General features: G+C 70.9%; 26 protein-coding genes. 20 read left to right on the top strand and 6 right to left on the bottom strand.

What is annotated here, in order from left to right; genetic code table 11:
* Positions 1 to 26: 26 nt before the first annotated feature.
* Complete coding sequence (gene dnaE / locus ACFY1U_RS03750; RefSeq protein ID WP_390692509.1) at positions 27 to 3,566, top strand: DNA polymerase III subunit alpha; 3,540 nt, start codon at positions 27 to 29, stop codon at positions 3,564 to 3,566.
* A gap of 119 nt (positions 3,567 to 3,685) precedes the next feature.
* On the opposite strand, the gene ACFY1U_RS03755 is transcribed toward dnaE, so the two are convergent.
* Entirely contained in the window at positions 3,686 to 3,850 is a 165-nt protein-coding gene (locus ACFY1U_RS03755; protein ID WP_390692510.1) for a hypothetical protein, read from the bottom strand.
* A gap of 234 nt (positions 3,851 to 4,084) precedes the next feature.
* On the opposite strand from ACFY1U_RS03755, the gene ACFY1U_RS03760 reads away from it, so the two are divergent.
* From ACFY1U_RS03760 to ACFY1U_RS03775, 4 genes are all read left to right on the top strand, one after another.
* Positions 4,085 to 5,296, top strand: coding sequence for an NYN domain-containing protein (locus tag ACFY1U_RS03760; RefSeq protein WP_390692511.1), 1,212 nt, complete (start codon positions 4,085 to 4,087; stop codon positions 5,294 to 5,296).
* Positions 5,297 to 5,455: 159 nt separating this feature from the next.
* Complete coding sequence (locus tag ACFY1U_RS03765; protein WP_390692839.1) at positions 5,456 to 6,430, top strand: ABC transporter ATP-binding protein; 975 nt, start codon at positions 5,456 to 5,458, stop codon at positions 6,428 to 6,430.
* 106 nt (positions 6,431 to 6,536) lie between these two features.
* Positions 6,537 to 7,358, top strand: coding sequence for an ABC transporter permease (locus tag ACFY1U_RS03770; protein WP_390692512.1), 822 nt, complete (start codon positions 6,537 to 6,539; stop codon positions 7,356 to 7,358).
* 34 nt (positions 7,359 to 7,392) lie between these two features.
* Positions 7,393 to 8,088, top strand: coding sequence for an AAA family ATPase (locus ACFY1U_RS03775; protein ID WP_390692513.1), 696 nt, complete (start codon positions 7,393 to 7,395; stop codon positions 8,086 to 8,088).
* Between the two features lie 290 nt (positions 8,089 to 8,378).
* Here the strand turns inward: ACFY1U_RS03775 and ybaK are convergent, their stop codons facing one another.
* The 4 genes from ybaK to ACFY1U_RS03795 all read right to left on the bottom strand — a co-directional run bounded on the left by ybaK (position 8,379) and on the right by ACFY1U_RS03795 (position 12,457).
* Positions 8,379 to 8,882 carry a Cys-tRNA(Pro) deacylase gene (ybaK, locus tag ACFY1U_RS03780; RefSeq protein ID WP_390692514.1) on the bottom strand — a complete coding sequence of 168 codons (504 nt, stop codon included), beginning with the start codon at positions 8,880 to 8,882 and terminating at the stop codon, positions 8,379 to 8,381.
* A 55-nt stretch (positions 8,883 to 8,937) separates the two neighbouring features.
* On the bottom strand, positions 8,938 to 9,678 hold the full coding sequence (locus ACFY1U_RS03785; RefSeq protein ID WP_390692515.1) for an LON peptidase substrate-binding domain-containing protein: 741 nt from the start codon (positions 9,676 to 9,678) through the stop codon (positions 8,938 to 8,940).
* 11 nt (positions 9,679 to 9,689) lie between these two features.
* Positions 9,690 to 10,727 (bottom strand): hypothetical protein, encoded by a 1,038-nt coding sequence (locus ACFY1U_RS03790; protein ID WP_390692516.1) that lies wholly within the window; start codon positions 10,725 to 10,727, stop codon positions 9,690 to 9,692.
* 143 nt (positions 10,728 to 10,870) lie between these two features.
* The gene (locus tag ACFY1U_RS03795; RefSeq protein WP_390692517.1) at positions 10,871 to 12,457 is read right to left on the bottom strand and encodes an oxidoreductase; all 1,587 of its coding nucleotides are present in this window, start codon (positions 12,455 to 12,457) and stop codon (positions 10,871 to 10,873) included.
* Between the two features lie 157 nt (positions 12,458 to 12,614).
* Here ACFY1U_RS03795 and hisD point away from each other — a divergent pair, with 157 nt between their 5' ends.
* The 10 genes from hisD to ACFY1U_RS03845 all read left to right on the top strand — a co-directional run bounded on the left by hisD (position 12,615) and on the right by ACFY1U_RS03845 (position 20,334).
* Positions 12,615 to 13,940 (top strand): histidinol dehydrogenase, encoded by a 1,326-nt coding sequence (hisD, locus tag ACFY1U_RS03800; protein ID WP_390692518.1) that lies wholly within the window; start codon positions 12,615 to 12,617, stop codon positions 13,938 to 13,940.
* Positions 13,937 to 15,055: a histidinol-phosphate transaminase gene (locus ACFY1U_RS03805; RefSeq protein ID WP_390692519.1), complete on the top strand. Its 1,119-nt coding sequence runs from the start codon at positions 13,937 to 13,939 to the stop codon at positions 15,053 to 15,055. The genes hisD and ACFY1U_RS03805 overlap by 4 nt, the downstream gene beginning before the upstream one ends.
* A complete protein-coding gene (gene hisB / locus ACFY1U_RS03810; protein WP_015661105.1) occupies positions 15,052 to 15,645 on the top strand; it encodes an imidazoleglycerol-phosphate dehydratase HisB in 594 nt (197 codons plus the stop codon). Before ACFY1U_RS03805 ends, hisB begins: the two co-directional genes overlap by 4 nt.
* 4 nt (positions 15,646 to 15,649) lie before the next feature.
* Positions 15,650 to 15,814, top strand: coding sequence for a hypothetical protein (locus ACFY1U_RS03815; protein ID WP_030932891.1), 165 nt, complete (start codon positions 15,650 to 15,652; stop codon positions 15,812 to 15,814).
* On the top strand, positions 15,811 to 16,452 hold the full coding sequence (hisH, locus tag ACFY1U_RS03820; protein ID WP_390692520.1) for an imidazole glycerol phosphate synthase subunit HisH: 642 nt from the start codon (positions 15,811 to 15,813) through the stop codon (positions 16,450 to 16,452). Before ACFY1U_RS03815 ends, hisH begins: the two co-directional genes overlap by 4 nt.
* 3 nt (positions 16,453 to 16,455) lie before the next feature.
* On the top strand, positions 16,456 to 17,181 hold the full coding sequence (gene priA, locus ACFY1U_RS03825; RefSeq protein ID WP_390692521.1) for a bifunctional 1-(5-phosphoribosyl)-5-((5-phosphoribosylamino)methylideneamino)imidazole-4-carboxamide isomerase/phosphoribosylanthranilate isomerase PriA: 726 nt from the start codon (positions 16,456 to 16,458) through the stop codon (positions 17,179 to 17,181).
* Complete coding sequence (locus tag ACFY1U_RS03830; RefSeq protein ID WP_390692522.1) at positions 17,178 to 17,570, top strand: RidA family protein; 393 nt, start codon at positions 17,178 to 17,180, stop codon at positions 17,568 to 17,570. The genes priA and ACFY1U_RS03830 overlap by 4 nt, the downstream gene beginning before the upstream one ends.
* A gap of 26 nt (positions 17,571 to 17,596) precedes the next feature.
* Positions 17,597 to 18,352: an imidazole glycerol phosphate synthase subunit HisF gene (gene hisF / locus ACFY1U_RS03835; RefSeq protein ID WP_351469707.1), complete on the top strand. Its 756-nt coding sequence runs from the start codon at positions 17,597 to 17,599 to the stop codon at positions 18,350 to 18,352.
* A 124-nt stretch (positions 18,353 to 18,476) separates the two neighbouring features.
* On the top strand, positions 18,477 to 19,067 hold the full coding sequence (locus tag ACFY1U_RS03840; protein ID WP_390692523.1) for an ArsR/SmtB family transcription factor: 591 nt from the start codon (positions 18,477 to 18,479) through the stop codon (positions 19,065 to 19,067).
* 13 nt (positions 19,068 to 19,080) lie between these two features.
* Positions 19,081 to 20,334 carry an MFS transporter gene (locus tag ACFY1U_RS03845; RefSeq protein WP_390692524.1) on the top strand — a complete coding sequence of 418 codons (1,254 nt, stop codon included), beginning with the start codon at positions 19,081 to 19,083 and terminating at the stop codon, positions 20,332 to 20,334.
* A 9-nt stretch (positions 20,335 to 20,343) separates the two neighbouring features.
* On the opposite strand, the gene ACFY1U_RS03850 is transcribed toward ACFY1U_RS03845, so the two are convergent.
* Positions 20,344 to 20,979 (bottom strand): TIGR03085 family metal-binding protein, encoded by a 636-nt coding sequence (locus tag ACFY1U_RS03850; RefSeq protein ID WP_390692525.1) that lies wholly within the window; start codon positions 20,977 to 20,979, stop codon positions 20,344 to 20,346.
* A gap of 139 nt (positions 20,980 to 21,118) precedes the next feature.
* On the opposite strand from ACFY1U_RS03850, the gene hisI reads away from it, so the two are divergent.
* The 5 genes from hisI (at position 21,119) to ACFY1U_RS03875 (ending at position 24,626) form a co-directional block, all read left to right on the top strand.
* Complete coding sequence (hisI, locus tag ACFY1U_RS03855) at positions 21,119 to 21,514, top strand: phosphoribosyl-AMP cyclohydrolase (RefSeq protein WP_390692526.1); 396 nt, start codon at positions 21,119 to 21,121, stop codon at positions 21,512 to 21,514.
* Positions 21,515 to 21,525: 11 nt separating this feature from the next.
* Entirely contained in the window at positions 21,526 to 23,004 is a 1,479-nt protein-coding gene (locus ACFY1U_RS03860) for an anthranilate synthase component I (RefSeq protein WP_390692527.1), read from the top strand.
* 73 nt (positions 23,005 to 23,077) lie between these two features.
* Positions 23,078 to 23,719, top strand: coding sequence for a TIGR02234 family membrane protein (locus ACFY1U_RS03865; protein WP_390692528.1), 642 nt, complete (start codon positions 23,078 to 23,080; stop codon positions 23,717 to 23,719).
* Positions 23,720 to 23,839: 120 nt separating this feature from the next.
* Positions 23,840 to 24,097 (top strand): HGxxPAAW family protein, encoded by a 258-nt coding sequence (locus tag ACFY1U_RS03870; protein ID WP_390692529.1) that lies wholly within the window; start codon positions 23,840 to 23,842, stop codon positions 24,095 to 24,097.
* Between the two features lie 79 nt (positions 24,098 to 24,176).
* On the top strand, positions 24,177 to 24,626 hold the full coding sequence (locus tag ACFY1U_RS03875; RefSeq protein WP_390692530.1) for a DUF2752 domain-containing protein: 450 nt from the start codon (positions 24,177 to 24,179) through the stop codon (positions 24,624 to 24,626).
* Positions 24,627 to 24,672 lie beyond the last annotated feature (46 nt).

A 24,672-nucleotide genomic window follows, 5' to 3' on the forward strand; every position in this document is an offset into this window, starting at 1 on the left:
CCAGCGTTTCCCTTGGAGGCCCGACCGTGTCAAAGCCGCCGTTCACGCACCTGCACGTCCACACCCAGTACTCGCTGCTGGACGGTGCCGCGCGGCTGAAGGACATGTTCAACGCGTGCAACGAGATGGGCATGACCCATATCGCCATGTCCGACCACGGCAACCTGCACGGGGCGTACGACTTCTTCCATTCCGCGAAGAAGGCCGGGGTCACCCCGATCATCGGCATCGAGGCGTATGTCGCCCCCGAGTCGCGGCGCAACAAGCGCAAGATCCAGTGGGGCCAGCCGCACCAGAAGCGCGACGACGTCTCCGGTTCCGGTGGTTACACCCACAAGACGATCTGGGCGGCGAACTCGACGGGTCTGCACAACCTCTTCCGCCTCTCCTCGGACGCCTACGCCGAGGGCTGGCTGCAGAAGTGGCCCCGTATGGACAAGGAGACCATCTCCCAGTGGTCCGAGGGCCTGATCGCCTCCACCGGCTGCCCCTCCGGCGAGCTCCAGACCCGGCTGCGGCTCGGCCAGTACGACGAGGCGCTGAAGTCGGCCGCCGAGTACCAGGACATCTTCGGCAAGGACCGCTACTTCCTGGAGCTGATGGACCACGGCATCGAGATCGAGCGCCGGGTCCGCGACGGCCTGCTCGACATCGGCAAGAAGCTCGGCATCCCGCCGCTGGTCACCAATGACTCGCACTACACGTACGCGCACGAGGCGACCGCCCACGACGCCCTGCTGTGCATCCAGACCGGCAAGAACCTCTCCGACCCCGACCGCTTCAAGTTCGACGGCACCGGCTACTACCTGAAGTCCACGGACGAGATGTACGCCATCGACTCCTCGGACGCCTGGCAGGAGGGCTGCCGCAACACCCTCCTGGTGGCCGAACAGATCGACACCACCGGCATGTTCGAGGCGAAGAACCTCATGCCGAAGTTCGACATCCCCGAGGGCTACACCGAGGTCACCTGGTTCAAGGAGGAGGTCCGCCGCGGCATGGAGCGCCGCTTCCCCGACGGCATCCCCGAGGACCGCCAGAAGCAGGTCGAGTACGAGATGGACGTCATCATCCAGATGGGGTTCCCGGGCTACTTCCTCGTCGTCGCCGACTTCATCATGTGGGCCAAGAACAACGGCATCGCGGTCGGCCCGGGCCGAGGCTCCGCGGCCGGCTCGATCGTCGCGTACGCCATGGGCATCACCGACCTCGACCCGATCCCGCACGGCCTGATCTTCGAGCGGTTCCTCAACCCCGAGCGCGTCTCCATGCCCGATGTCGACATCGACTTCGACGAGCGCCGGCGCGTCGAAGTGATCAGGTACGTGACCGAGAAGTACGGCGCCGACAAGGTCGCCATGATCGGCACCTACGGCAAGATCAAGGCCAAGAACGCGATCAAGGACTCCGCGCGCGTGCTGGGCTACCCGTACGCCATGGGCGACCGCATCACCAAGGCGATGCCCGCCGACGTCCTCGGCAAGGGCATCGACCTCAACGGCATCACCGACCCCTCGCACCCCCGCTACTCGGAGGCGGGAGAGGTCCGCGGGATGTACGAGAACGAGCCGGACGTGAAGAAGGTCATCGACACCGCCAAGGGCGTCGAGGGCCTCGTCCGGCAGATGGGCGTGCACGCCGCCGGCGTGATCATGTCCAGCGAGACCATCACCGAGCACGTGCCCGTGTGGGTGCGCCACACCGACGGCGTGACCATCACGCAGTGGGACTACCCGAGCTGCGAGTCGCTCGGCCTGCTGAAGATGGACTTCCTCGGCCTGCGCAACCTGACGATCATGGACGACGCCGTCAAGATGGTGAAGTCCAACAAGGGCATCGACCTGGAGCTGCTGAGCCTCCCGCTGGACGACCCCAAGACCTTCGAACTGCTCCAGCGCGGCGAGACCCTCGGCGTCTTCCAGTTCGACGGCGGCCCCATGCGCTCGCTGCTGCGTCTGATGAAGCCCGACAACTTCGAAGACATCTCCGCCGTCTCCGCGCTCTATCGTCCCGGCCCGATGGGCATGGACTCGCACACCAACTACGCGCTGCGCAAGAACAAGCTCCAGGAGATCACCCCGATCCACCCCGAGCTGGAGGAGCCGCTCAAGGAGGTCCTGGACGTCACCTACGGCCTGATCGTCTACCAGGAGCAGGTGCAGAAGGCCGCCCAGATCATCGCCGGCTACTCGCTCGGCGAGGCCGACATCCTGCGCCGCGTGATGGGCAAGAAGAAGCCGGACGAACTGGCGAAGAACTTCACCATCTTCCAGGCCGGCGCCCAGAAGAACGGCTACAGCGACGAGGCCATCCAGGCCCTGTGGGACGTGCTGGTCCCCTTCGCCGGCTACGCCTTCAACAAGGCGCACTCGGCCGCGTACGGCCTGGTCTCGTACTGGACGGCGTACCTCAAGGCCAACCACCCGGCCGAGTACATGGCCGCGCTGCTGACCTCCGTCAAGGACGACAAGGACAAGTCGGCGGTCTACCTCAACGAGTGCCGCCGCATGGGCATCAAGGTGCTCCCGCCGAACGTCAACGAGTCGGTGCACAACTTCGCCGCCCAGGGCGACGACGTGATCCTCTTCGGCCTCGAGGCCGTCCGCAACGTCGGCACCAACGTGGTCGAGTCGATCATCAAGAGCCGCAATGCCAAGGGCAAGTACGCCTCCTTCCCCGACTACCTCGACAAGGTCGAGGCGGTCGCGTGCAACAAGCGCACCACGGAGTCGCTGATCAAGGCGGGTGCCTTCGACACCCTGGGGCACACCCGCAAGGGCCTCACCGCGCACTTCGAGCCGATGATCGACAATGTCGTCGCGGTCAAGCGCAAGGAGGCCGAGGGCCAGTTCGACCTCTTCGGCGGCATGGGCGAGGAGGAGAGCAGCGAGCCCGGCTTCGGACTCGACGTGGAGTTCACCACCGAGGAGTGGGACAAGACCTATCTGCTCGCCCAGGAGCGGGAGATGCTCGGTCTGTACGTCTCCGACCACCCGCTCTTCGGCCTGGAGCACGTGCTGTCCGACAAGGCCGACGCGGGCATCTCCCAGCTCACCGGCGGTGAGCACGCGGACGGCGCGGTCGTCACCATCGGCGGCATCATCTCGGGCCTGCAGCGCAAGATGACCAAGCAGGGCAACGCCTGGGCGATCGCCACCGTCGAGGACCTCGCGGGCTCCATCGAGTGCATGTTCTTCCCCGCGACCTACCAGCTGGTGTCGACCCAACTCGTCGAGGACGCCGTCGTGTTCGTCAAGGGCCGCCTCGACAAGCGGGAGGACGTACCCCGTCTGGTCGCGATGGAACTCCAGGTCCCGGACCTGTCCAACGCGGGCACCAACGCGCCCGTGATCCTCACCATCCCGGCCACGAGGGTCACCCCGCCGATGGTCAGCCGCCTCGGCGAGATCCTCAGCCACCACAAGGGCGACAGCGAGGTCCGCATCAAGCTCCAGGGCCCGACCAAGACGACGGTCCTGCGCCTGGACCGGCACCGCGTCAAGCCGGACCCGGCGCTCTTCGGTGACCTGAAGGTGCTGCTCGGGCCGTCCTGCCTGGCCGGCTGAGCGGCGCTCGCGCGCGGGCGAACGGACCGAGGACGAAGGGCGCATCCGGTGATCCGGATGCGCCCCTCTGTGTGCCTGGGTCTCAACAACCCGTTGTGCAGATGTCAGTTGTGAGCCCGTCAGTTGTGACCGAAGCGTTTCTGCTTCCCCTTGCGCGCCATGTCACCGGGGGTCACCTGGCTCAGGTGCTGATCGGTGCGCGACTCCATCGAGGACTGCTGGGTCGCCTGCTGACCGCGCTCGGTCTGCGGCTGCTTTCGCTCACGGTTCTTGTTCTTGGCCATGGTTCTGCCTCCTGTGGGGGATCTAGGGGCCAGGGCCGCGACCAGATTCACATAGGCTGACAATGAGCGCATTTCGGATAATTACCGTCTGTGACAGGGCATCTCGGAGCGCGAGCACGCGGGACGCGAGCCGAAACGCCACGCCGAAGATCGAGTTCGGGCCGTTAACCCCCGCGCAGTCGGGCAGACTCGAAGGAAGCCCGAAGCAAACCTCCCGGAAAGAGGGTGGATCGCGTGGACCGCTGCATCGTCCTGGTGGACGCCGGGTATCTGCTGGGGGCCGCCGCCAGTCTCCTCGCCGGGGAGCCCTCACGCTCCCGCATCACCGTCGATCACGCCGCCCTCATCCAGGCCCTTCGCGAACGCGCCGAGTCCGACACGGAACGGCCGCTGCTGCGCATCTACTGGTTCGACGGCGCCCCCGACCGCGTCCCGCAGCCCGAGCACCGCAGGCTGCGCGTGATGCCCCGGGTCACCGTCCGGCTCGGCGCCCTGACCCGCAGCGACGGACGCTGGGCGCAGAAGGGCGTCGACGCCGCCATGCACGCCGAGCTCACCGAGCTCGCCCGCAACCGCGCCTGCTCCGACATCGTCCTCGTCACCGGCGACGGCGATCTGCTGCCGGGCATGATGGCCGCCAAGGAGCACGGCGTCGCCGTACACCTGTGGGCCGTGCAGGCCGCCGACGGGGACTACAACCAGTCCGAGGACCTGGTCGCCGAAGCGGACGAGCGGCGCGTTCTCGACCGTACGTGGATCACCAAGGCCGTACGGGCCAAGGAACTCGGCGGGATCTGCGCGCCGCCGCCCGTGCCGCGGCCCGAGATCGCCGCGATCCTCTCCGCGCCGCTGCCGGAGTCCGCGCTCGCCGCGGACGAGCGGAGCCCCGAGGACGGCGAGCACGCGCCCGCCGTGGCCCGCTCCGAGAACGGCACGCAGGAGCGGGTGCCCGCGCCCAAGGGCGTACCCACCCCGAAGGACCTGGCGGCACTGCGCGCCCCCGGGGTGCAGCCCGACCGGCATCCCGCGAACGCGACCCTGCGCTGGTCCTCCGACAAGGGCTGGGTCGACCGGCCCCCCGCGGAGGCCCCCGAGGCCGCCTCGATGCCGACACTGGCCCAGCTGACCACCGCGGAGCAGCGGTGGGCCGACCGCGAGGAGGACATCACCACGGTCGGCGGCGACCCGTACGAGGTCGGACAGGTGTTCGCGCGGCGGTGGATGGAGCGCCTGGGCGACCAGAGCCATCTGCAGAAGCTGTCCGGGATGTACCCCCGCGTCCCGCACCGCATCGACGGGGAGCTTTTGCGCTACGCCGCCCGGTTCGGTCTGCTCGCCCACAAGGACGACCAGATCGACGAGCACGACCGGTATGCGATCCGGGCCGGGTTCTGGCGGGAGATCGACGTGCGGACGGCGGCGGAGCACGCTCCCGCAGGTGAGTAGGCCCGCACCGGGGTGCTGACCGTTGTTCCCCACAGGGTTCTTTACCGGCGGTTGTGCCGCTTTGGACGAACCCGAGAGCGGACGGAGCCCGCAGACCCCGTACCCTCGTCCTTTGTGAGTACGCGCGCGGCACAGGCACTTCGGCACGGTGGGGACGTCGTGTGCGCGGTGCGCGGACTGACCAAGACCTATCCGGCGGTGCGCGGGCGGCGGGGCGCGCCGGGGACGCCCGCGGTGCGGGCCACCGACGATGTGCACCTCGACATCCGGCGCGGCGAGATCTTCGGCCTCCTCGGGCCGAACGGTGCGGGCAAGTCCACTCTCGTACGGCAGCTGACCGGGCTGATGCGGCCCGATGCCGGGCGGGTCGAGATCCTCGGGCACGACATCGTGCGGCACCCGGAGCGGGCCGCGCGGATCCTCGCCTACCTGGGACAGGAGTCCAGCGCCCTCGACGAGCTGACCGTGTCCCTCGCCGCCGAGACGACCGGGCGGCTGCGCGGCCTCGAGGCCCGTGAGGCGCGGGCCGAGCGGGATGCCGTACTGGAGGAACTGGGACTCACGCCCCTTGCCGGGCGGCCGCTGAAGAAGCTGTCCGGCGGGCAGCGGCGGCTGGCGTGTCTTGCCGCCGCGCTGATCGGGGAGCGGCCGTTGCTGGTGCTCGACGAGCCCACCACCGGGATGGATCCGGTGGCCCGGCGGGCCGTGTGGGCGGCCGTGGACCGGCGGCGGGCCGAGCACGGGACGACGGTTCTGCTGGTCACCCACAACGTCATCGAGGCCGAGACGGTTCTCGACCGGGTCGCCGTCCTCGACCAGGGGCGGGTGATCGCCTGTGACACCCCCGCCGGGCTCAAGGAGCAGGTCGCGGGGGAGGTCCGGGTCGAGCTGGTGTGGCGCGAGAGCGCGCCGCTGCACGTGCCCGAGGTCGCCGCGCTGCGTGAGCGGGCCGCCGAGTCCGGGCGCCGCTGGACGCTCAGGCTCGACCCCGAGGAGGCCCGCGCGATCGTCGCCACCGTCACCGGTGGCAGCGCGTTCGCCGCGCTCGACGACTTCACGCTGGCCACGCCCAGCCTGGAGGACGTGTATCTGGCGCTGGGGGGCGCCGCGCAGCAGGGGCTGGTGAAGGCGTGAGCGTTGTCGTCGGTGTGAGTGCGCGGGCTGCCGCGGCCGTATGGTCCCTACGAGCGATCGGCTCAGCGGGCTCAGTGGGCCCGAGTGAGAAGGGGAGCAGCGCGTCGTGAGTGTCGTACCCGCCGGGGTTCTGCCGGGCGGCGCCCTGGCCGTGGAGGAGGACGGCCGCGGTGCGGCCGAGCTCGGGCCGCGGGCGCGGATGTGGCCGGCCCTCGTCGCCGTGTACCGGGCGCAGCTGTCGCGCGCGCGGGTGGCCCGGATCCCGCTGCTGTTCGTGGCGACCTTCCAGTCGGTCGGGATCATGATCCTGATGCGGGGGGTCGTGGACGGCGGCGGCGAGGCCGAGTCGGTGGTCGCCGGGGCGTCGGTGCTCGTGGTGGCGTTCGTCGCGCTGAATCTGCTCGCGCAGTACTTCGGGCAGCTGCGGGCGAGCGGCGGGCTCGACCATTACGCGACGCTGCCGGTGCCGCCTGCGTCCGTGGTGCTGGGGGCAGCGGGGGCGTACGCCTCCTTCACCGTCCCGGGGACCGTGGTCACGGCGGTGTTCGGGTGCGTGCTGTTCGGGCTGCCGCTGGCGCATCTGTGGGTGCTCGCCGCGGTGATCCCGCTGGCGGGGGCGGCGCTGGCCGGGCTGGGCGCGGCGCTCGGGCTGCTGGCTCCGCGGCCGGAACTGGCCACTCTGCTGGGCCAGTTGGGCATGTCCGCGGCGCTGCTGCTCGGGGTGCTGCCGGCCGACCGGATGCCCGAGGTCGTACGGTTCGCGCGGGATCTGCTGCCGTCGACGTACGGCGTCGAGGCCTTCGCGCGGACCTTCGGGGCGCATCCCGACTGGGCCTTCGTGGCCGGGGACCTCGCCGTGTGCGCCGCGGTGGGTGTGGTCTCGCTGGCCGTCGCCACGTGGGCGTACCGTCGGGCGGCCGTCCGGTGACGCGCCGCACAGACGGGCCTGGCACGATGGCAGGGTGACCGCACCGTTGACTCCGCCTCCGCCGCCGCATGAACAGTCCTCGCAGAATGCGTGGCAGCCCCCGGCTGCCGGGTACGTGGCCCCTGTGGCGCATGACGCCGCGTGGGACGGCACGTACGGACAGGACGGGCCCGGGATGAAGACCGAAGTGCGGGAGGCTGCCGTGATCACGGCGGCGGTGACGGTCGCGGGCGCGCTGCTCGGGGTGTTGTGGTGGTGGCTGGCGCCGCATGTGCCGCTCGTCGGTGACGTGGTCGACAAGAGCTGGGTCGTCTATCTCTCCGACAGCGAGGGGGAGCAGGCGATCGGGGTGGACGGAACGTTCACGCTGCTTGCGGTGGCCTTCGGTGCGGTGAGTGCGCTCGGGGTCTTTTTCTGGCGGCGGCGTGGGGGTGTGCCGTTGGCGGTGGCGCTGGGGGTCGGGGGGCTGCTCGCGTCGTTGCTGGCCTGGAAGCTCGGGGTGTGGCTGGGGCCGTCGCAGGATGTGATCGCCCATGCGAAGCATGTGGGCAAGGGGGTGATGTTTTCAGCGCCGCTGAAGCTCGGCGCGAAGGGGGCGTTGTTGGCGTGGTCGTTGGCTGCGCTGGTGGTGCACCTTGGGTTGACGGCGCTGTTCGGGCCTCGGGATCCGGAGCCGTACCAGGAACACGGGGGTGTTCCCAAGGATCCTTATGGGGCGCCGATGGCCTAGGGGCGGCTCCTTTGGGGGTCGCGGGGATTTCTTTCGCCCCCGCCGCCCCTACCCGTCCCGTCCCTGGGGGCTGCCGCCCCCAGACCCCCGCTTTCGGCCTGAACGGCCTCGTCCTCAAACGCCGGACGGGCTGAAAGATCAAGCCCGGCCGGAGTTTGAGGACGTCAGGTTGTCCTACGCGGGGCGGTGGCCGTGGTTGGAGCGGCCTTTCTTCAGGCGCCACTTGCGTTTGCGGGTTTTCTTCGACATGTCCCTCGTACTTAACCGAGGGAGGGGCAGTCGTCGAGGGGTCATGCACGGCCGATGGGGGCCACCACCGCTTCCGTCAGCTTCGTCAGGTCCTCGGGGGAGAGTTCCACCTCCAGGCCGCGGCGGCCCGCCGAGACGCAGATCGTGGCGTGGGCGGAGGCCGTGGCGTCCAGGACCGTGGGGAGTTTCTTGCGCTGGCCCAGGGGGGAGATGCCGCCCCGGACGTAGCCGGTGGTGCGTTCGGCGAGGGCGGGGTCCGCCATGGCGGCCCGTTTGCCGCCGACCGCCGAGGCCAGGGCCTTGAGGTCCAGCTGGCCCGCCACGGGGACCACGGCCACCGTCAGGGCACCGTCCACGTCCGCGACCAGGGTCTTGAAGACGCGCTCCGGGGACACGCCCATCGCCTCCGCCGCCTCCTCGCCGTAGGAGGGGTGGGAGGGGTCGTGGTCGTAGGCGTGGATCGTGTACGGCACCCCGGCGGACGTCAGGGCGACCGTCGCGGGGGTGCCGCCCTGCTGCTGGTTCTTCTTCGGCTTCTTTGCCATGTCGGCCTTCGCAGTGACTTCTGCAGTGACGTCTGCAATGACTTCTGCAGTGACTTCAGTTGAGGCTTGTGCGGCCGCGCGTCAGCTCCGACGCCGGCAGTGACGGCAGGTTACGGATGATCGCCGTCTCGGAGCGAAGGAGTTTCAGCTCGTCGCGCAGCCGGGACGCGGTGTCCGGGGCCTGGAGCAGGCGCTGCTTGGTGGGGGTGTCCAGCATCATCGCCGCCGCCACCAGGTAGGAGACCACGGACGGTTCGTCCGGGAGGTCGGCACCGGTCGTGAGGGACCGTTCCCGCGCGCCCGCCAGGCGCTTCTGGTACTGGCGGAATGCCCGCAGCACGCCTTCGGCCAGGGCGCCCGCCTCGTCGCCCGGCTCTTCCGGAAGCTCCTCCAGGTCCGCCATCAGGAAGGGGCCCGACGTGTCCACGGACACCAGGCGTACTCGGGTCGTGCCCGTCGCCAGGACCTCGAAGGTGCCGTCCTCGCGTTCACGGATCGTCGCCGCGTCCGCGACGCAGCCCGTCGAGTGGAACGACTTCGCCGGGTCGGGGCCGAAGCCCGCCGCCGGCCCGAGTTCGGGCAGGGCCGTGGGGTCCGGCATGCCGGGCGCGCTCGGCGCCACCTCGTGGCCGTCGCGGATCGCCACGACGGCGAACCGGCGCGGTTCGTCCTCGGGTGCCTTGAGCAGGTCGCGCATCATGGCGCGATAGCGCTCCTCGAAGACGTTCAGGGGCAGTACCAGCCCCGGATACAGCACCGAGTTCAGAGGGAAGAGCGGGAGACGGACGGTGGTCACGACGCAAGAGCCTAGTGGTCGGCGGAGCGGGCGCGTCCGGCGCGCCCACTTCGTGGATGCCGGGGCGAGGGCATGAGGCCCGTCGTACGGGTGAGGATCTCGCCGCGCACCTTCAGGAAGAGCGCCAGCGGGTCGTCCGACAACCGGCCCCACGGGAAGGACGTGGCGTACGGGCCGATCCGGTGCAGCTCGGTGAGCGCCTCCTCCCAGCGGTCGAGCCGTACGAGGACGTACATCAGCTTGTTGCGGATCTCGGCCGGCCACGGGTCGGCCGCCGGGAAGCGGGCGGAGAACGCGATCGCCCGGTCGGCCGCCGCGTCCAGCCGTGCGCGCGGCACCTCGGCGCCGACGCCGTCCGTCAGCCAGGCGAAGGCCGCCCGCGAGGGCAGCGCCTGGATGAGGGAGTCCGCCGGGGCGTCCTGCGCCGCCAGGTCCGCGAAGTCGAAGCACTCGCGGTGGGAGCCCTGCCAGGACGCGGCCAGATAGCGCAGCGCCGCCACATGGCAGCCGTAGTGGTGCGGGGCGCGGCGCAGTGCCGCCTCCCACAGCTCGCCGAAGTACTTCGGGCCCGCGCCGGTGCCCCGCGCATGGTCCAGCGCGAGCCGCCAGGGCACGGGGTCGTGGTCGTCGCCGCGCGCGGCCGCCGTGATCAGGGGGCTCACCTCGCGCAGCAGCTCCGCACGTGCCGGGGAGCGCCAGGCGTCGTCCACCGCGAGCTGGGCCTTGATCAACAGCACGTCCGGGTCGTGCGGGGTGGCGGCGGACCACGCCCCCAGCCATTCCGGGCGGGCGTGCGCGAAGGCCGCGAGACGTCTCGTGTACCGGTCGCGGGTCTCCCAGTCGCCGCGCGTGCGCGTGTCGGCGAGCAGCGCGGAGGCGGGGCCGTGCTCGCCGCCCGCAGCCGCGACCAGCGCGGAGCCGAGGCGGTCGTCGGGCACGTCGAGCAGCACCTCGTCGTCGGCGGGGAGTCCGGCGGCGGGGCGCGCGGCGGCCTGGGGGGTCCGGGCCGCGCGGCTGAACGGATGCAGCAGAGCCATGGTGTCGACCATTGAAAGGCCGCTGGTCAACCTCGCGCCAGGGCCCACGGACAAGTCGTGGAAAGTTGTACGCGGGGCGGTCAAGTGCAGGTAAAGGGTGACTGTTCGACAAGTGGTGGGCTGTTGCGTGCGAAACCCCAGGTGTTCCCAGGACCTCAGTTCCGTCTCAGCAGCCGCGTCGCCCCCGCCGCCACCGTCGTCGCCAGGATCCAGCCGAGCAGGATCATCGCCGCCGACAGCCACTGCCAGCCGCCGCTCAGCTGCCAGACGCCGACCTGGCCCAGGTCGATCACCGGGAGCAGCAGGTCCAGCGCGAACAGGGCCGGGTTCCACGGCGGGTGGGCCCCCGGCTGGAGCGGCGGATGGCTCGCATGCGCGAAGGCCAGCGAGCCCGCCGCCCACAGCACCGCCATCCAGACGGCGGCCCGGCCTGGCCGGTAGCCGTAGGCCACCGTCCAGTCCTGCGCGTACCCCCACAGCTTGGCGGCGATCGGCAGGCTCTCGCGGCGCCGGCGCTGCTTGGCGAGGAGCACCTCGCGCGCGTCCTCGTCCTCGCCGCCGGCCCGCAGCACGGAGGCGAGTCGCTCGTACGGCTCCGGGTTGTACTCGGCGGTCGCGGCGGTCACCCACTCCAGCCGCTCGGTCAGCGGGAAGGGGCCCTGCGGTACCAGGTTCTCGTACTGGAAACCGCCCATGTGGAGATTGCCGGGACCGGGCCAGGCGGTCGCACGGTCGACCAGGTTGACCACCCGCGCGCCCGACAGGACGACCTTGCCGCGCTGCGGCCGCTCCCCGAGGAAGCGCAGCTCGGGCGTCTGCACCCGGCGCAGGGACAGCTCCTGGTCGTCGGTGAAGGTGAACCGGGCCCGCTCCAGGTCGACCGCGTCCTCGAAGCGCCCGTCGTCCAGGCGCATCCCGCCCTGGCACTCGAAGCGCTGGATCCGCGTCCCGCGCGCGGGCGTCGCACCGCTCAGCATCGAGGCGCCGACGCCCGCGGGCGTCAGGTACAGGGTGCGTCCGACGCTCAGCTGGGGCGCGTTCAGCGCGAGCCTGCCGTACGGGTTGGCCAGCCGGGCGCCGCGCAGGCTCAGCGACACGCCGATCTTCGCGCTGCGCAGACTCAGCTCCCCGTGCGACTCCAGCAGCTCGGCCTGCAGATCCTGGCCGACCATCATGCCGTCGCCGGCGATCGAACGCCCGCTGCGGTCGCGGTGGACGATCGCCTGGTTGAGCATCAGATCCGTACCGATGTGCGCGTCGGTCAGCCGGATGCCGTTGAGGAAGCGGCAGCGCGGGAGGTGCAGATCGCCCTCCGTGTGCACACGCGCGGCCTCCAGGCGGGGCACCGAGCAGTCCACCATCCGTATGGTCGTGAAGTGGGCCTCCGGCAGCAGCACGTCCCGCTCGAAGCGGCAGCCGCGCATCTCGACGTACGGCACCACCACACCGCCCGCGAGGTCCAGCGAGCCGCTGATCTGCACCCCGCGCAGTTTCAGCGAGGACACCCGGCCCGCGAGCGCGGGCGGGCCGTCGAGCAGCAGCCAGCACACGATGCGCGCCCGCACGGTCCGCTCGGGCCCCCAGGGGTGCCCGCCGTGCGGATCGTCGACGACGGTGTCCCCGCTGCTCAGGTCGTACACACTGCCGGTGCGGAAGGCCTGCCACATGCCTGCCTCGGCGGCGGTCAGATCGTCCGGAAGGTCTCCGGCGTCTCCGGCATGGAAGCCGGCCCCCTCAGTCACAACTCCTCCAGTCCTGTCTTCGCACAACCGTTCATGCCCGCTGGGTAACCCCCGAATCACTGGACGTGAAGGTGATCTTCCGGGTTCCGCCGTGGTTCTGTATCAGCCATTGATACGCGCGGACGTCGCCGAACCCCGGTCTGAGAGAATTGGGCACGTGATCTCCCGAATCGATCTGCGCGGCGACGCCCTCCCCGAGGGCCCCGCCCTGCGCGACCTGCTGCCCCGAGCCGACTTCGACGTTCAGGCCGCCCTGGAGAAGGTGCGTCCGATCTGCGAAGCCGTGCATCATCGGGGCGACGCGGCGCTGATCGACTTCGCCGAGAAGTTCGACGGGGTCAGGCTGGAGCAGGTGCGGGTGCCCGTCGCGGCCCTCGAAAAAGCCCTGGAAGAGCTCGACCCGGCCGTTCGCGCGGCCCTGGAGGAGTCCATCCGGCGCGCCCGCCTCGTCCACCGCGAGCAGCGCCGTACGAGCCACACGACCCAGGTCGTGCCGGGCGGCTCGGTCACCGAGAAGTGGGTGCCGGTGGAGCGCGTCGGGCTGTACGCGCCCGGCGGCCGGTCCGTGTACCCGTCCTCCGTGGTCATGAACGTCGTCCCGGCGCAGGAGGCCGGCGTCGAGTCCATCGCCCTCGCCTCGCCCGCGCAGGCCGAATTCGGCGGGCTGCCGCACCCGACGATCCTCGCCGCCTGCGCGCTGCTCGGCGTCGACGAGGTGTACGCGGCCGGTGGCGCGACCGCCGTCGCGATGTTCGCGCACGGCACCGAGTCCTGCGCGCCCGCCAACATGGTCACCGGCCCGGGCAACATCTGGGTCGCCGCCGCCAAGCGCTACTTCACCGGCAAGATCGGCATCGACGCCGAGGCCGGCCCCACCGAGATCGCGGTCCTCGCCGACGACACGGCCGACCCGGTGCACGTCGCCTCCGACCTGATCAGCCAGGCCGAGCACGACCCGCTGGCCGCCGCCGTCCTGGTCACCGACTCCGTGGCGCTCGCCGACGCGGTCGAGAAGGAGCTGGAGCCGCAGGTCGCGGCCACCAAGCACATCGAGGACCGGATCCGCCCGGCGCTCGCGGGCCGGCAGTCCGCGATCGTCCTCGTCGACGGCATCGACGAGGGCCTCAGGGTCGTCGACGCGTACGGCGCCGAGCACCTGGAGATCCAGACGGCGGACGCCGCCGCCGTGGCCGACCGGGTGAAGAACGCCGGTGCGATCTTCATCGGCCCCTGGGCGCCGGTCTCCCTCGGGGACTACGCGGCCGGCTCCAACCACGTGCTCCCCACCGGCGGTTGCGCCTGCCACTCCTCGGGCCTGTCCGTCCAGTCCTTCCTGCGCGGCATCCACATCGTCGACTACACGCAGGACGCGCTGGCCGAGGTCGCGCACCACGTGGTCACGCTGGCGGAGGCTGAGGACCTGCCCGCGCACGGCGCGGCGATCAAGGCAAGGTTCGGGTGGAAGGTACCGACGAGCAAGTGAACCTCGGAATCGACGATCTCCCCGTACGGGACGAGCTGCGCGGCAAGTCCCCTTACGGCGCGCCCCAGTTGGACGTCCCCGTACGGCTGAACACCAACGAGAACCCCTACCCGCTGCCCGAGCCGCTGGTCGAGCGCATCACCGAGCGCGTCCGCGAGGCCGCCCGTGACCTCAACCGCTACCCGGACCGCGACGCCGTCGAGCTGCGCACCCAGCTCGCCAAGTACCTGACGGACACCTCCGGCCACGAGGTCGGGCTCGCGAACGTCTGGGCCGCCAACGGCTCCAACGAGGTCATCCAGCAGCTGCTGCAGACCTTCGGCGGACCGGGCCGTACGGCGATCGGCTTCGAGCCGTCGTACTCGATGCACGCGCTCATCTCGCGCGGCACCGGCACCGGCTGGATCTCGGGTCCGCGGAACGCGGACTTCACGATCGACCTACTGGCCGCCGAGCGGTGGATCGCCGAGCACAAGCCGGACGTCGTCTTCATCACCACCCCCAACAACCCCACGGGCAACGCGGTTCCGCGCGAGACGGTCCTCGCGCTGTACGAGGCCGCGCAGGCGGCGAAGCCGTCCGTGGTCATCGTGGACGAGGCGTACATCGAGTTCAGCCACGGCGACTCGCTGCTGCCGCTGATCGAAGGACGGCCGAATCTCGTCGTCTCCCGGACGATGTCGAAGGCCTTCGGCGCGGCCGGTCTGCGCCTCGGCTATCTCGCCGCGCACCCGGCCGTCGTCGACGCCGTCCAGCTGGTACGGCTGCCGTACCACCTCTCGGCGATCACCCAGGCGACCGCGCTGGCCGCCCTGGAGCACACCGACACGCTGCTGAAGTACGTCGAGCAGCTGAAGTCGGAGCGGGACCGGCTGGTGAGCGAGCTGCGCGCGCTCGGCTACGACGTCGTCGAGTCCGACGCCAACTTCGTGCAGTTCGGGCGGTTCGAGGGCGAGGGTGGCTCCCACGCCGCCTGGCAGAAGATCCTCGACCGGGGTGTGCTGGTACGGGACAACGGCATCCCGGGGTGGCTTCGGGTGTCCGCCGGAACCCCGGAGGAGAACGACGCGTTCCTGGACGCGGTAAGTGAACTGAAGAAGGAGCACAGCGCATGAACCGCGTAGGACGCGTGGAGCGGGTCACCAAGGAGACCTCGGTGCTCGTCGAGATAGACCTCGACGGCAGCGGCAAGGTCGATGTGTCGACAGGGGTCGGCTTCTACGACCACATGCTCGACCAGCTCGGCCGGCACGGTCTGTTCGACCTGACCGTGAAGACCGAGGGCGACCTGCACATCGACTCGCACCACACCATCGAGGACACCGCCCTCGCGCTCGGCGCCGCCTTCAAGCAGGCGCTCGGCGACAAGGTGGGGATCTACCGGTTCGGCAACTGCACCGTGCCCCTGGACGAGTCGCTCGCCCAGGTGACCGTCGACCTGTCCGGCCGCCCGTACCTCGTGCACACCGAGCCCGAGAACATGGCGCCGATGATCGGCGAGTACGACACCACGATGACCCGGCACATCCTGGAGTCCTTCGTCGCCCAGGCCCAGATCGCGCTGCATGTGCACGTGCCGTACGGGCGCAACGCGCACCACATCGTGGAGTGCCAGTTCAAGGCGCTGGCGCGCGCCCTGCGCTACGCCTCCGAGCGCGACCCGCGCGCGGCCGGCATCCTGCCTTCCACGAAGGGCGCGCTGTAAAGCCATGAACGGACTGTCGACCGTCCTGATCGTCGTCGGCCTCTTCCTGGTCGGCGGCATCATCTCCTTCGTCAAGCAGCAGATGCCGAAGAGCCTGATCGTGCTGCTCTCCGTCAGCGCCGCGATGTGTCTGGTCGCGGGTGTCCTGAGGCTGGAGGTGTGGAATTGAGCAACTCCAAGAAGGTCGTGGTCTTCGACTACGGCTTCGGGAACGTCCGTTCCGCCGAGCGTGCCCTCGCGCGCACCGGCGCGGACGTGGAGATCACGCGGGACTTCGACCGGGCCATGAACGCGGACGGCCTGCTGGTGCCGGGCGTCGGCGCCTTCGCCGCCTGTATGCAGGGCCTGAAGGAGGCGCGCGGCGACTGGATCGTCGACCGACGGCTGTCCGGCGGGCGTCCGGTCATGGGCATCTGCGTCGGCATGCAGATCCTGTTCGCGCGCGGCATCGAGCACGGCGTGGAGACGGAGGGCCTCGACGAGTGGCCCGGCTCGGTCGAGCCGCTGCAGGCCGAGATCGTGCCCCACATGGGCTGGAACACCGTCGACGCACCGGCCGGCTCCGAGCTGTTCGCCGGCCTGGACGCCGACGCGCGCTTCTACTTCGTGCACTCCTACGCCGTACACGACTGGTCGCTGGAGACGCACAACCCGACGATGCTCGCCCCGAAGGTGACCTGGTCGACGCACGGCAAGCCCTTTGTGGCGGCCGTCGAGAACGGCGCCCTGTGGGCCACCCAGTTCCACCCCGAGAAGTCCGGCGACGCCGGAGCGCAGCTGCTCACCAACTGGATCGGAACCCTGTAGACCATGGCCAAGCTCGAACTCCTCCCCGCCGTCGACGTCCGCGACGGCCAGGCCGTCCGCCTCGTGCACGGCGAGTCCGGCACGGAGACCTCGTACGGCTCTCCCCTGGAGGCCGCCCTCGCCTGGCAGCGGTCGGGCGCCGAGTGGCTGCACCTGGTCGACCTGGACGCCGCGTTCGGCACCGGCGACAACCGTGAGCTGATCGCCGAGGTCGCGAGGGCGATGGACATCAAGGTGGAGCTGTCCGGGGGCATCCGCGACGACGCCTCGCTGGCCGCCGCCCTGGCCACCGGCTGCACCCGGGTGAACCTCGGCACGGCCGCCCTGGAGACCCCGGAGTGGGTCGCCAAGGTCATCGCCGAGCACGGCGACAAGATCGCGGTGGGCCTGGACGTACGCGGCACGACCCTGCGCGGCCGCGGCTGGACCCGCGACGGCGGCGACCTCTACGAGACGCTGGAGCGCCTCAACAAGGAGGGCTGCGCGCGGTACGTGGTGACGGACATCGCCAAGGACGGCACCCTCCAGGGCCCCAACCTGGAGCTGCTGAAGAACGTCTGCGCGGCGACCGACCGCCCGGTCGTGGCCTCCGGCGGCGTGTCGTCCCTGGACGACCTCCGCGCCATCGCCGAACTGGTACCCCTCGGTGTCGAGGGCTCCATCGTCGGGAAGGCCCTGTACGCGAAGGCGTTCACCCTGGAAGAGGCCTTGGAGGCTGTGTCCCGATGACATCGGAAGCCGTACGGCGTGTGCAGAGCGGAAGTCCCTGGGAAGAGTCCTTCGGTTTCGCACGCGCCGTGGCGGCGGGCGACCGTGTGCTGGTGGCGGGCACGACGTCCTTCAAGGGCAGCGTGCTGTACGGGGAGGGCGACCCGTACGAACAGGCCAAGGTGGCCTTCACCAGCGCGATCGAGGCGATCGGTGAGCTGGGGCTCGGCGTCGAGTCCGTGATCCGTACGCGGATGTACCTGACCCATGCGCGGGACGTGGACGCCGTGGGCCGGGCCCACAAGGAACTGTTCGACACGGTGCGCCCGGTCTCGACCCTCCTGGTCGTGGAGGGCTTCGTGGACCCGCGCATCCTGGTCGAAGTGGAACTGGAAGCCTTCCGGGGCTAGAGGCAATACAGAGGAGCCGTGGATTCATGACCCTGGCGGTCCGAGTCATCCCCTGCCTGGACGTGGACAACGGCCGGGTCGTCAAGGGCGTCAACTTCCAGAACCTGCGCGACGCGGGCGACCCCGTCGAGATGGCCAAGGTGTACGACGCCGAGGGCGCCGACGAGCTGACGTTCCTGGACATCACCGCGTCCTCGGGCAACCGCGAGACGACGTACGACGTGGTCCGCCGCACGGCCGAGCAGGTGTTCATCCCGCTCACGGTCGGCGGCGGTGTGCGCACGGCGGAGGACGTGGACAAGCTGCTGCGGGCCGGCGCGGACAAGGTGGGCGTCAACACGGCCGCGATCGCCCGCCCCGACCTGATCCGCGAGATCGCGGAGCGCTTCGGCCGCCAGGTGCTGGTCCTGTCGGTGGACGCGCGCCGCACTCCCGAGGGCACCTTCGAGGTCACCACCCACGGCGGCCGTCGCGGCACCGGCATCGACGCCGTCGAGTGGGCGCACCGGGCAGCCGAGCTGGGCGCGGGCGAGATCCTGCTCAACTCCATGGACGCGGACGGCACGAAGGACGGCTACGACCTGGAGATGATCACGGCGGTCCGCAAGCACGTGACGGTCCCGGTGATCGCCTCGGGCGGCGCGGGCAGGCTGGCCGACTTCCCGCCGGCGATCGAGGCGGGCGCGGACGCCGTGTTGGCGGCGTCGGTGTTCCACTTCGGAGATCTGCGGATCGGAGAGGTGAAGCAGACGCTGAAGGAGGCGGGGCACCCGGTGAGGTGACGCCCCTGTAGAGGCGATGCATGCCCCGGTCACTCAGTGACCGGGGCATGCTCATGGACAGATGCAAAAGAAAAGTTGCACAAAATCTATTGTGCAACTTTTCTTTCGCATCTAGCGTGGGGTCATGGCGGACAGGGAGAGGGACCGACTCATCAAGGACGTGGGCACGCTCAAGGCGATCGCCCACCCACTGCGGATGCAGCTGTACCGGGCCCTGACCATCGCTCGCACGGCGACCGCGTCCCAGCTCGCCGAACAGGTCGACGAGGCCGTCTCCCTGGTCAGCTACCACCTGCGCAAGCTGGCCGAGCACGGTCTGATCGAGGAGGCCGAGCCACAGAGCGCGGACGGTCGGGAGCGCTGGTGGCAGCCCGCCTCCGACGGCGTCAGCATCCGTGACGAGGACTTCCGCGACGGCCCCGAGAAGGCCGCCGCGCACACCGCCGCGAGCCGTCTCTTCTTCGAACAGCGTGCGGACATGTACCGGCGCTATCTCGACGAGCGGGCCCACTGGAGCGACGCCTGGAGCACGGCCTCCGAGTCGTCCGAGTGGCTGCTCAAGCTCACCCCGGACGAACTCTCCGAGCTGGCCAAGGAGATGCACGCCCTCGTCCGCCGCTACGAGGAGCGCGGCCGGGCCGCCGACGCCGCGGGCGCCACCGAGAGCCGCGAGAACGTCGCCGTGCACACGTACGGCTTCCCCTTCCGCCTGTGAGAGGACGGTCCGTGTGACCACCGCACCCACGACGCTCGCCGTCCCCGCCGGACCGGTCGACGCCCCCGCCCACCGGGATCCCAACGTCCTGCGCTGGCTCGGCGCGTACACCTCGTCGGCGATCGGCGACAACGTCTACTACATCGCCCTGTCCTGGGCCGCCGTCCAGTCCGGCACCCCGGCCCAGGCCGGGCTGGTCACCGCGGCCAGTGCCCTCCCGCGTGCCCTGCTGATGCTCGGCGGGGGCGTGGTCGCCGACCGCTACGGGCCGCGCAGGACCGTCCTGGCAAGTACCGCGGCGCGCGCCGCCCTCGTGGTGACCGCGGCCACCCTGCTGCTCGCCACCAGCCCCGGGCTGTGGGTGCTGGGCGGGGTCGCGCTGCTCTTCGGTGTCGTCGACGCCGTCTTCCTGCCCGCCGCAGGCGCTCTGCCCGCGCGGATCACCGGGCGCGGCCAGCTCGCGCGGGTGCAGGGCATGCGCGGCCTCGTCACCCGGCTCGCCAATGTCCTGGGCGGACCGCTGGGCGGCCTCGGTGTCGCGGTCGGCGGTACGGCGGGCGCGTTCGGACTGGCCGCGCTGCTGGTCAGCGTGTCCCTGCCGCTGCTGCTGACCGTGCGGGTCGGTTCGCTGCCCCTCGACGACGCGCAGGCCCGGAGCGGTGCCCTGGCCGAACTGCGGGACGGCCTGCGCCACATTCGACGGAGCCCGGTGCTGCGCCCGCTGGTGCTCGCCGCGGCGCTGTTCGACCTCGGCTTCGTCGGCCCGATGAACCTCGGCCTGACCGTGCTCGCCCAGGAGCGCGGCTGGGGCTCCGCAGGCATGGGCTGGGTGCTGGCCGGGTTCGGCACCGGCGCGGGAGCCGCCTCGCTGCTGCTCACCTGGCGCGGAAGGGTGCCCCGGGCCGGGGCCGTGGCCGGCGTGGCCAACCTCCTGGGCGCCGTGGCCATCGGGGCGCTCGCCCAGGTGACGTCCGTCGCCGCGGGGACCGGCGTGGCCCTGTGCATAGGGCTCCTCGCCGGGCTGGCCGGGGCCCTGTGCGGGGCGCTGGTGCAGGCCGCGGCGGGCCCGGCCTACGTCGGCCGGGTCACCGCCGCCTCCACGCTTGTCGGCTTCGGCGTCGCACCGCTCACCTTCCCCGTGGTCGGCTGGGCGGCCGACGTGTGGGGCATCGGACCCGTCTTCGCAGTGTGTGCCGCGGTCTGCGCCCTGGGCAGCGCCGTCAGCCTCGGCACGGCCTCCCTGCGCCGCGCCGAACTGCCCCGCTGACCTGCTTGCTCAGATCCCCAGCTGCTTCGCCTCGTGCAGCCTTGCGACCGCGTCCTTGTCGCCGTCCAGTTCCACCTCGGCGGCGCTCTGCCGGCCGTAGGAGAACAGCAGCAGCTCCGACGGCTCGCCGGTCACCGTCACCACGGGGGTCCCGCGGTGGGCGACCGCCGTCTGGCCGTCCGGGCGGCGCAGCACCACGCCCGTGGGGGCGCTGCGGCCCATCAGGCGCGCCGTGCGCTCCAGGCGGGACCACAGGGTGTCCTGGAAGACCTGGTCCAGCTCGCGCGGCACCCAGTCCGGCTGCGCACGGCGGACGTCCTCCGTGTGGACGTAGAACTCGACGGTGTTCGACAGCTCGTCGACCTGCTTGAGCTGGAACGGTGAGAAGCGCGGCGGGCCGGTGCGGATGAGCTGGATCAGCTCCTCGTACGGCTTGGCGGTGAACTCCGCCGTCACCCGCTCCAGGCGCGGCGCGAGCTGCTTGATCAGGATGCCGCCGGCGGCATCGGGGCGGCGCTCGCGCACCACCACGTGCGCGGCGAGGTCACGGGTCCGCCAGCCCTCGCAGAGGGTCGGCGCATCAGGGCCCTCGGCCTCCAACAGGTCGGCCAGGAGAAGTCGTTCACGCTTGGCGAAAGTCGACATGCAGTCAGCCTACGACCACCCTTCGGGTCCGCCCACCCGTCGCCCGACCACCACCCCTCACCGAGGTGCTGCGCACCGCCATTTCCAATCAGTGGACACCGCACCGTCACTGTCAGTGGCGCGCGGCACAATGGCACCCATGACCAGTACGCCGCCCCCCAGCAGCCTCGACCCGGAGATCTCCGCGCGCCTCAAGCGCAGCGCCGACGGGCTCGTCCCCGCCATCGCCCAGCAGTACGACACCGGTGAGGTGCTCATGCTCGGCTGGATGGACGACGAGGCGCTGCACCGCACCCTCACCACCGGCCGCTGCACGTACTGGTCGCGCAGCCGCCAGGAGTACTGGGTGAAGGGCGACACCTCCGGCCACTTCCAGTGGGTCAAGTCGGTCGCCCTCGACTGCGACGCAGACACCGTTCTGGTCAAGGTCGACCAGGTCGGCGCCGCCTGCCACACCGGCGCCCGCACCTGCTTCGACGTCGACGTGCTCCTCAAGGACGGCGCCGGTTCCTGCGTACCGTCCACGGATCAGTAAGGTCTGCCGGCATGGACCTAGAGACCTTCCGTAAGCTCGCCACCGACCGCCGGGTCATCCCGGTCACGCGCAAGCTCCTCGCCGACGGCGACACCCCGGTCGCGCTCTACCGCAAGCTCGCCGCCGAGCGCCCCGGCACCTTCCTGCTGGAGTCCGCGGAGAACGGGCGCTCCTGGTCCCGTTACTCCTTCGTCGGTGTCCGGTCCGCCGGGACACTGACGGCACGCGACGGGCAGGCCCACTGGCTCGGCGCCCCGCCCGTCGGCGTCCCCGTCGACGGTGATCCGCTGGTCGCGCTGCGCGCCACCATCGAGGCCCTGCACACCCCGCACCAGGAGGGCCTGCCGCCCTTCACCGGCGGCATGGTCGGCTATCTCGGCTACGACATCGTGCGCCGCCTGGAGAAGATCGGCCCGGGGGAGCGGGACGACCTCCGGCTGCCCGAGCTCACCATGCTGCTCACCAGCGATCTCGCCGTCATGGACCACTGGGAGGGCTCGGTCCTGCTGATCGCCAACGCGATCAACCACAACGACCTCGACACGGGCGTCGACGAGGCCTACGCGGACGCGGTCGCCCGCCTCGACGCCATGGAGGCCGACCTGTCCCGCCCGGTGGCCCAGCCGCCCGCCGTGCTCCCGCCCTCCGAGCTCCCCGAGTACACGGCCCTGTGGGGCGGCCCCGACTTCCAGGAGGCCGTCGAGGACATCAAGGAGCGCATCCGGGCCGGGGAGGCCTTCCAGGTCGTCCCCTCACAGCGCTTCGAAACGCCGTGCACGGCAAGCGCGTTGGACGTCTACCGGGTCCTGCGGGCGACCAATCCCTCGCCGTACATGTACCTGTTCCGCTTCGACGGCTTCGACGTGGTCGGCTCCTCCCCCGAGGCCCTGGTCAAGGTCGAGGGTGGCCGGGCGATGGTGCATCCCATCGCCGGGACGCGGCACCGCGGGGCCACCCCGCAGGAGGACCAGGCCCTCGCCGACGAGCTGCTCGCCGACCCCAAGGAGCGCGCCGAGCACCTCATGCTCGTCGACCTGGGCCGCAACGACCTGGGGCGGGTGTGCGAGCCGGGCTCGGTCGAGGTCGTCGACTTCATGTCCGTCGAGCGGTACTCGCACGTGATGCACATCGTCTCGACGGTCACCGGCAAGGTCGCCGAGGGCCGCACCGCCTTCGACGTCCTGACCGCCTGCTTCCCGGCCGGCACCCTCTCCGGTGCTCCCAAGCCCCGGGCGATGCAGATCATCGACGAACTCGAGCCGTCCCGGCGCGGGTTGTACGGCGGCTGCGTCGGCTACCTCGACTTCGCGGGCGACTCCGACACCGCCATCGCCATCCGCACGGCCCTGCTGCGGGGCGGCACGGCATACGTCCAGGCGGGCGCCGGCATCGTCGCCGACTCCGACCCGCTCGCCGAGGACCAGGAGTGCCGCAACAAGGCCGCGGCCGTACTGCGGGCGGTCCACACGGCCAACCGGCTGGGCCGGTAGGACCCTTCCGGCGACAAGTGGGGTGCTTCTCACGTGAACCCCGGGTGACGGTTCGCCCGGGGTTCGGGCGATAGTGGAGTACGTGACTGCTGTTCCTCACCCCCGTTCCGAAGCCGACGGACCCGCGCGGTCCGGTCGCCGGAGTCTCGCCCTTGCCCTGCTGTGCGGTGCGCTCGGCGCGGCCGTGGCGTTGCTGGCCACCCGTCAGCGCTGGGCGGAGGGGACCGCGACGGTGGCCGGTGGCGCCTTCCCCCTGACCGCCAAGGGCAGCGACGTCACGGGCGTACCCGCGGCGCTCGCCATAGTGGGCCTCGCCGCGCTCGTCGCCGTCTTCGCCGTCCGCAGGGCGGGCCGTCTGCTGGTCGCGGCCCTGCTCGCGCTCTCCGGCGCCGGCACCGTCGCCGCGGCCCTGCTGGGCGTCTCCGACAGCTCCGCGCTCGACGAGAAGGCCGCGCAGGCCGCCGGCGACACCTCGGCCACCGTGGACGGCTTCTCCCACACCGCCTGGCCGTACGTCGCGGCCGTCGGCGGCCTCCTGCTCCTCGTCGCGGGCCTGCTCGCCCTGCGCTACGGCCGGAACTGGCCCGCGATGTCCGGCCGCTACGAGCGCGACGGCGCCCCGAGGCCCCGCCGCAGGGCCGCGCCCGTGGACCCCGACCGCCCCGAGGACATCTGGAAGGCACTCGACCGGGGCGAGGACCCCACGGGGGCATAGCCCGCCCCTCCCGGGTCGCCACGCGCAAGCAGCACCCCCGGGAAGCGCACGCGTGCGCGTGCGGGACAATGTCCGTTGAGCGTCCGGCTCAGACACGTAAACATCAGCGAGGAGCAAGTCATGGCGGGCAGCAGCCACGGTCACACCCCGGCCGCCTGGACCGGTGTCACGATCGCCTTCATCGGTTTCTGCGTCTCGGGTGCCTTCATGGTGATGGCTCAGCCCGTGGGCTTCTGGGCCGGCCTGGCGATCGTGGTCGTCGGCGGCATCGTCGGCTGGATCATGAGCGCGATGGGCATGGGCCAGCCGAAGGACGCGCACCAGACGTTCCAGGACGCGCTCGAGCAGAGCCAGGCGGCCGCGAGCGCCAAGAGCTGACGCACACACGACTGCCGCTGAGGGGCGATCCGGTGCCGGATCGCCCCTCACGCGTGCGGGGCGCCCGCCCGGGGGGACAATGCGAGATGTGAACGCCGAGAGCCGACCAGCGCCACCGTCCGCCACCGAATCCACGGCGGCTGCGCGGCTCGCCGTCCCCGCGGGGGTGCTGGCGGCCGTCGCCGGCGCCTTCGCGTACGTGGGGATGGTCGACCCGTACCAGCCCGGCCACTACCCGGTCTGCCCCCTCTACCGGCTCACCGGCCTCTACTGTCCCGGCTGCGGGGGCCTGCGCAGCGCGCACTCCTTCATCCACGGGGACTTCCTCGCGGCGCTCCAGGCCAACGCCCTCGCCGTCGTCGGCTATCTGGGCTTCGCCGTGCTGTGGACCGTATGGGTGGTGCGCGCCGCGCGCGGACGGCCGTTCCGTCTCGAGCTCCGGAGCCGGCAGCTGTGGGTGCTGGGGACGTTGTCGCTGGTCTTCACGGTTGTCCGGAACCTGCCGTTCGGTGGCTGGCTGCATCCTTGATCAAGGGGCGAGGGTCCAGGTACTGGGACCGGCGTCAACCGGATGT

It is taken from the genome of Streptomyces sp. NPDC001351, assembly GCF_042896045.1.
Taxonomy (GTDB): Bacteria; Actinomycetota; Actinomycetes; order Streptomycetales; family Streptomycetaceae; genus Streptomyces.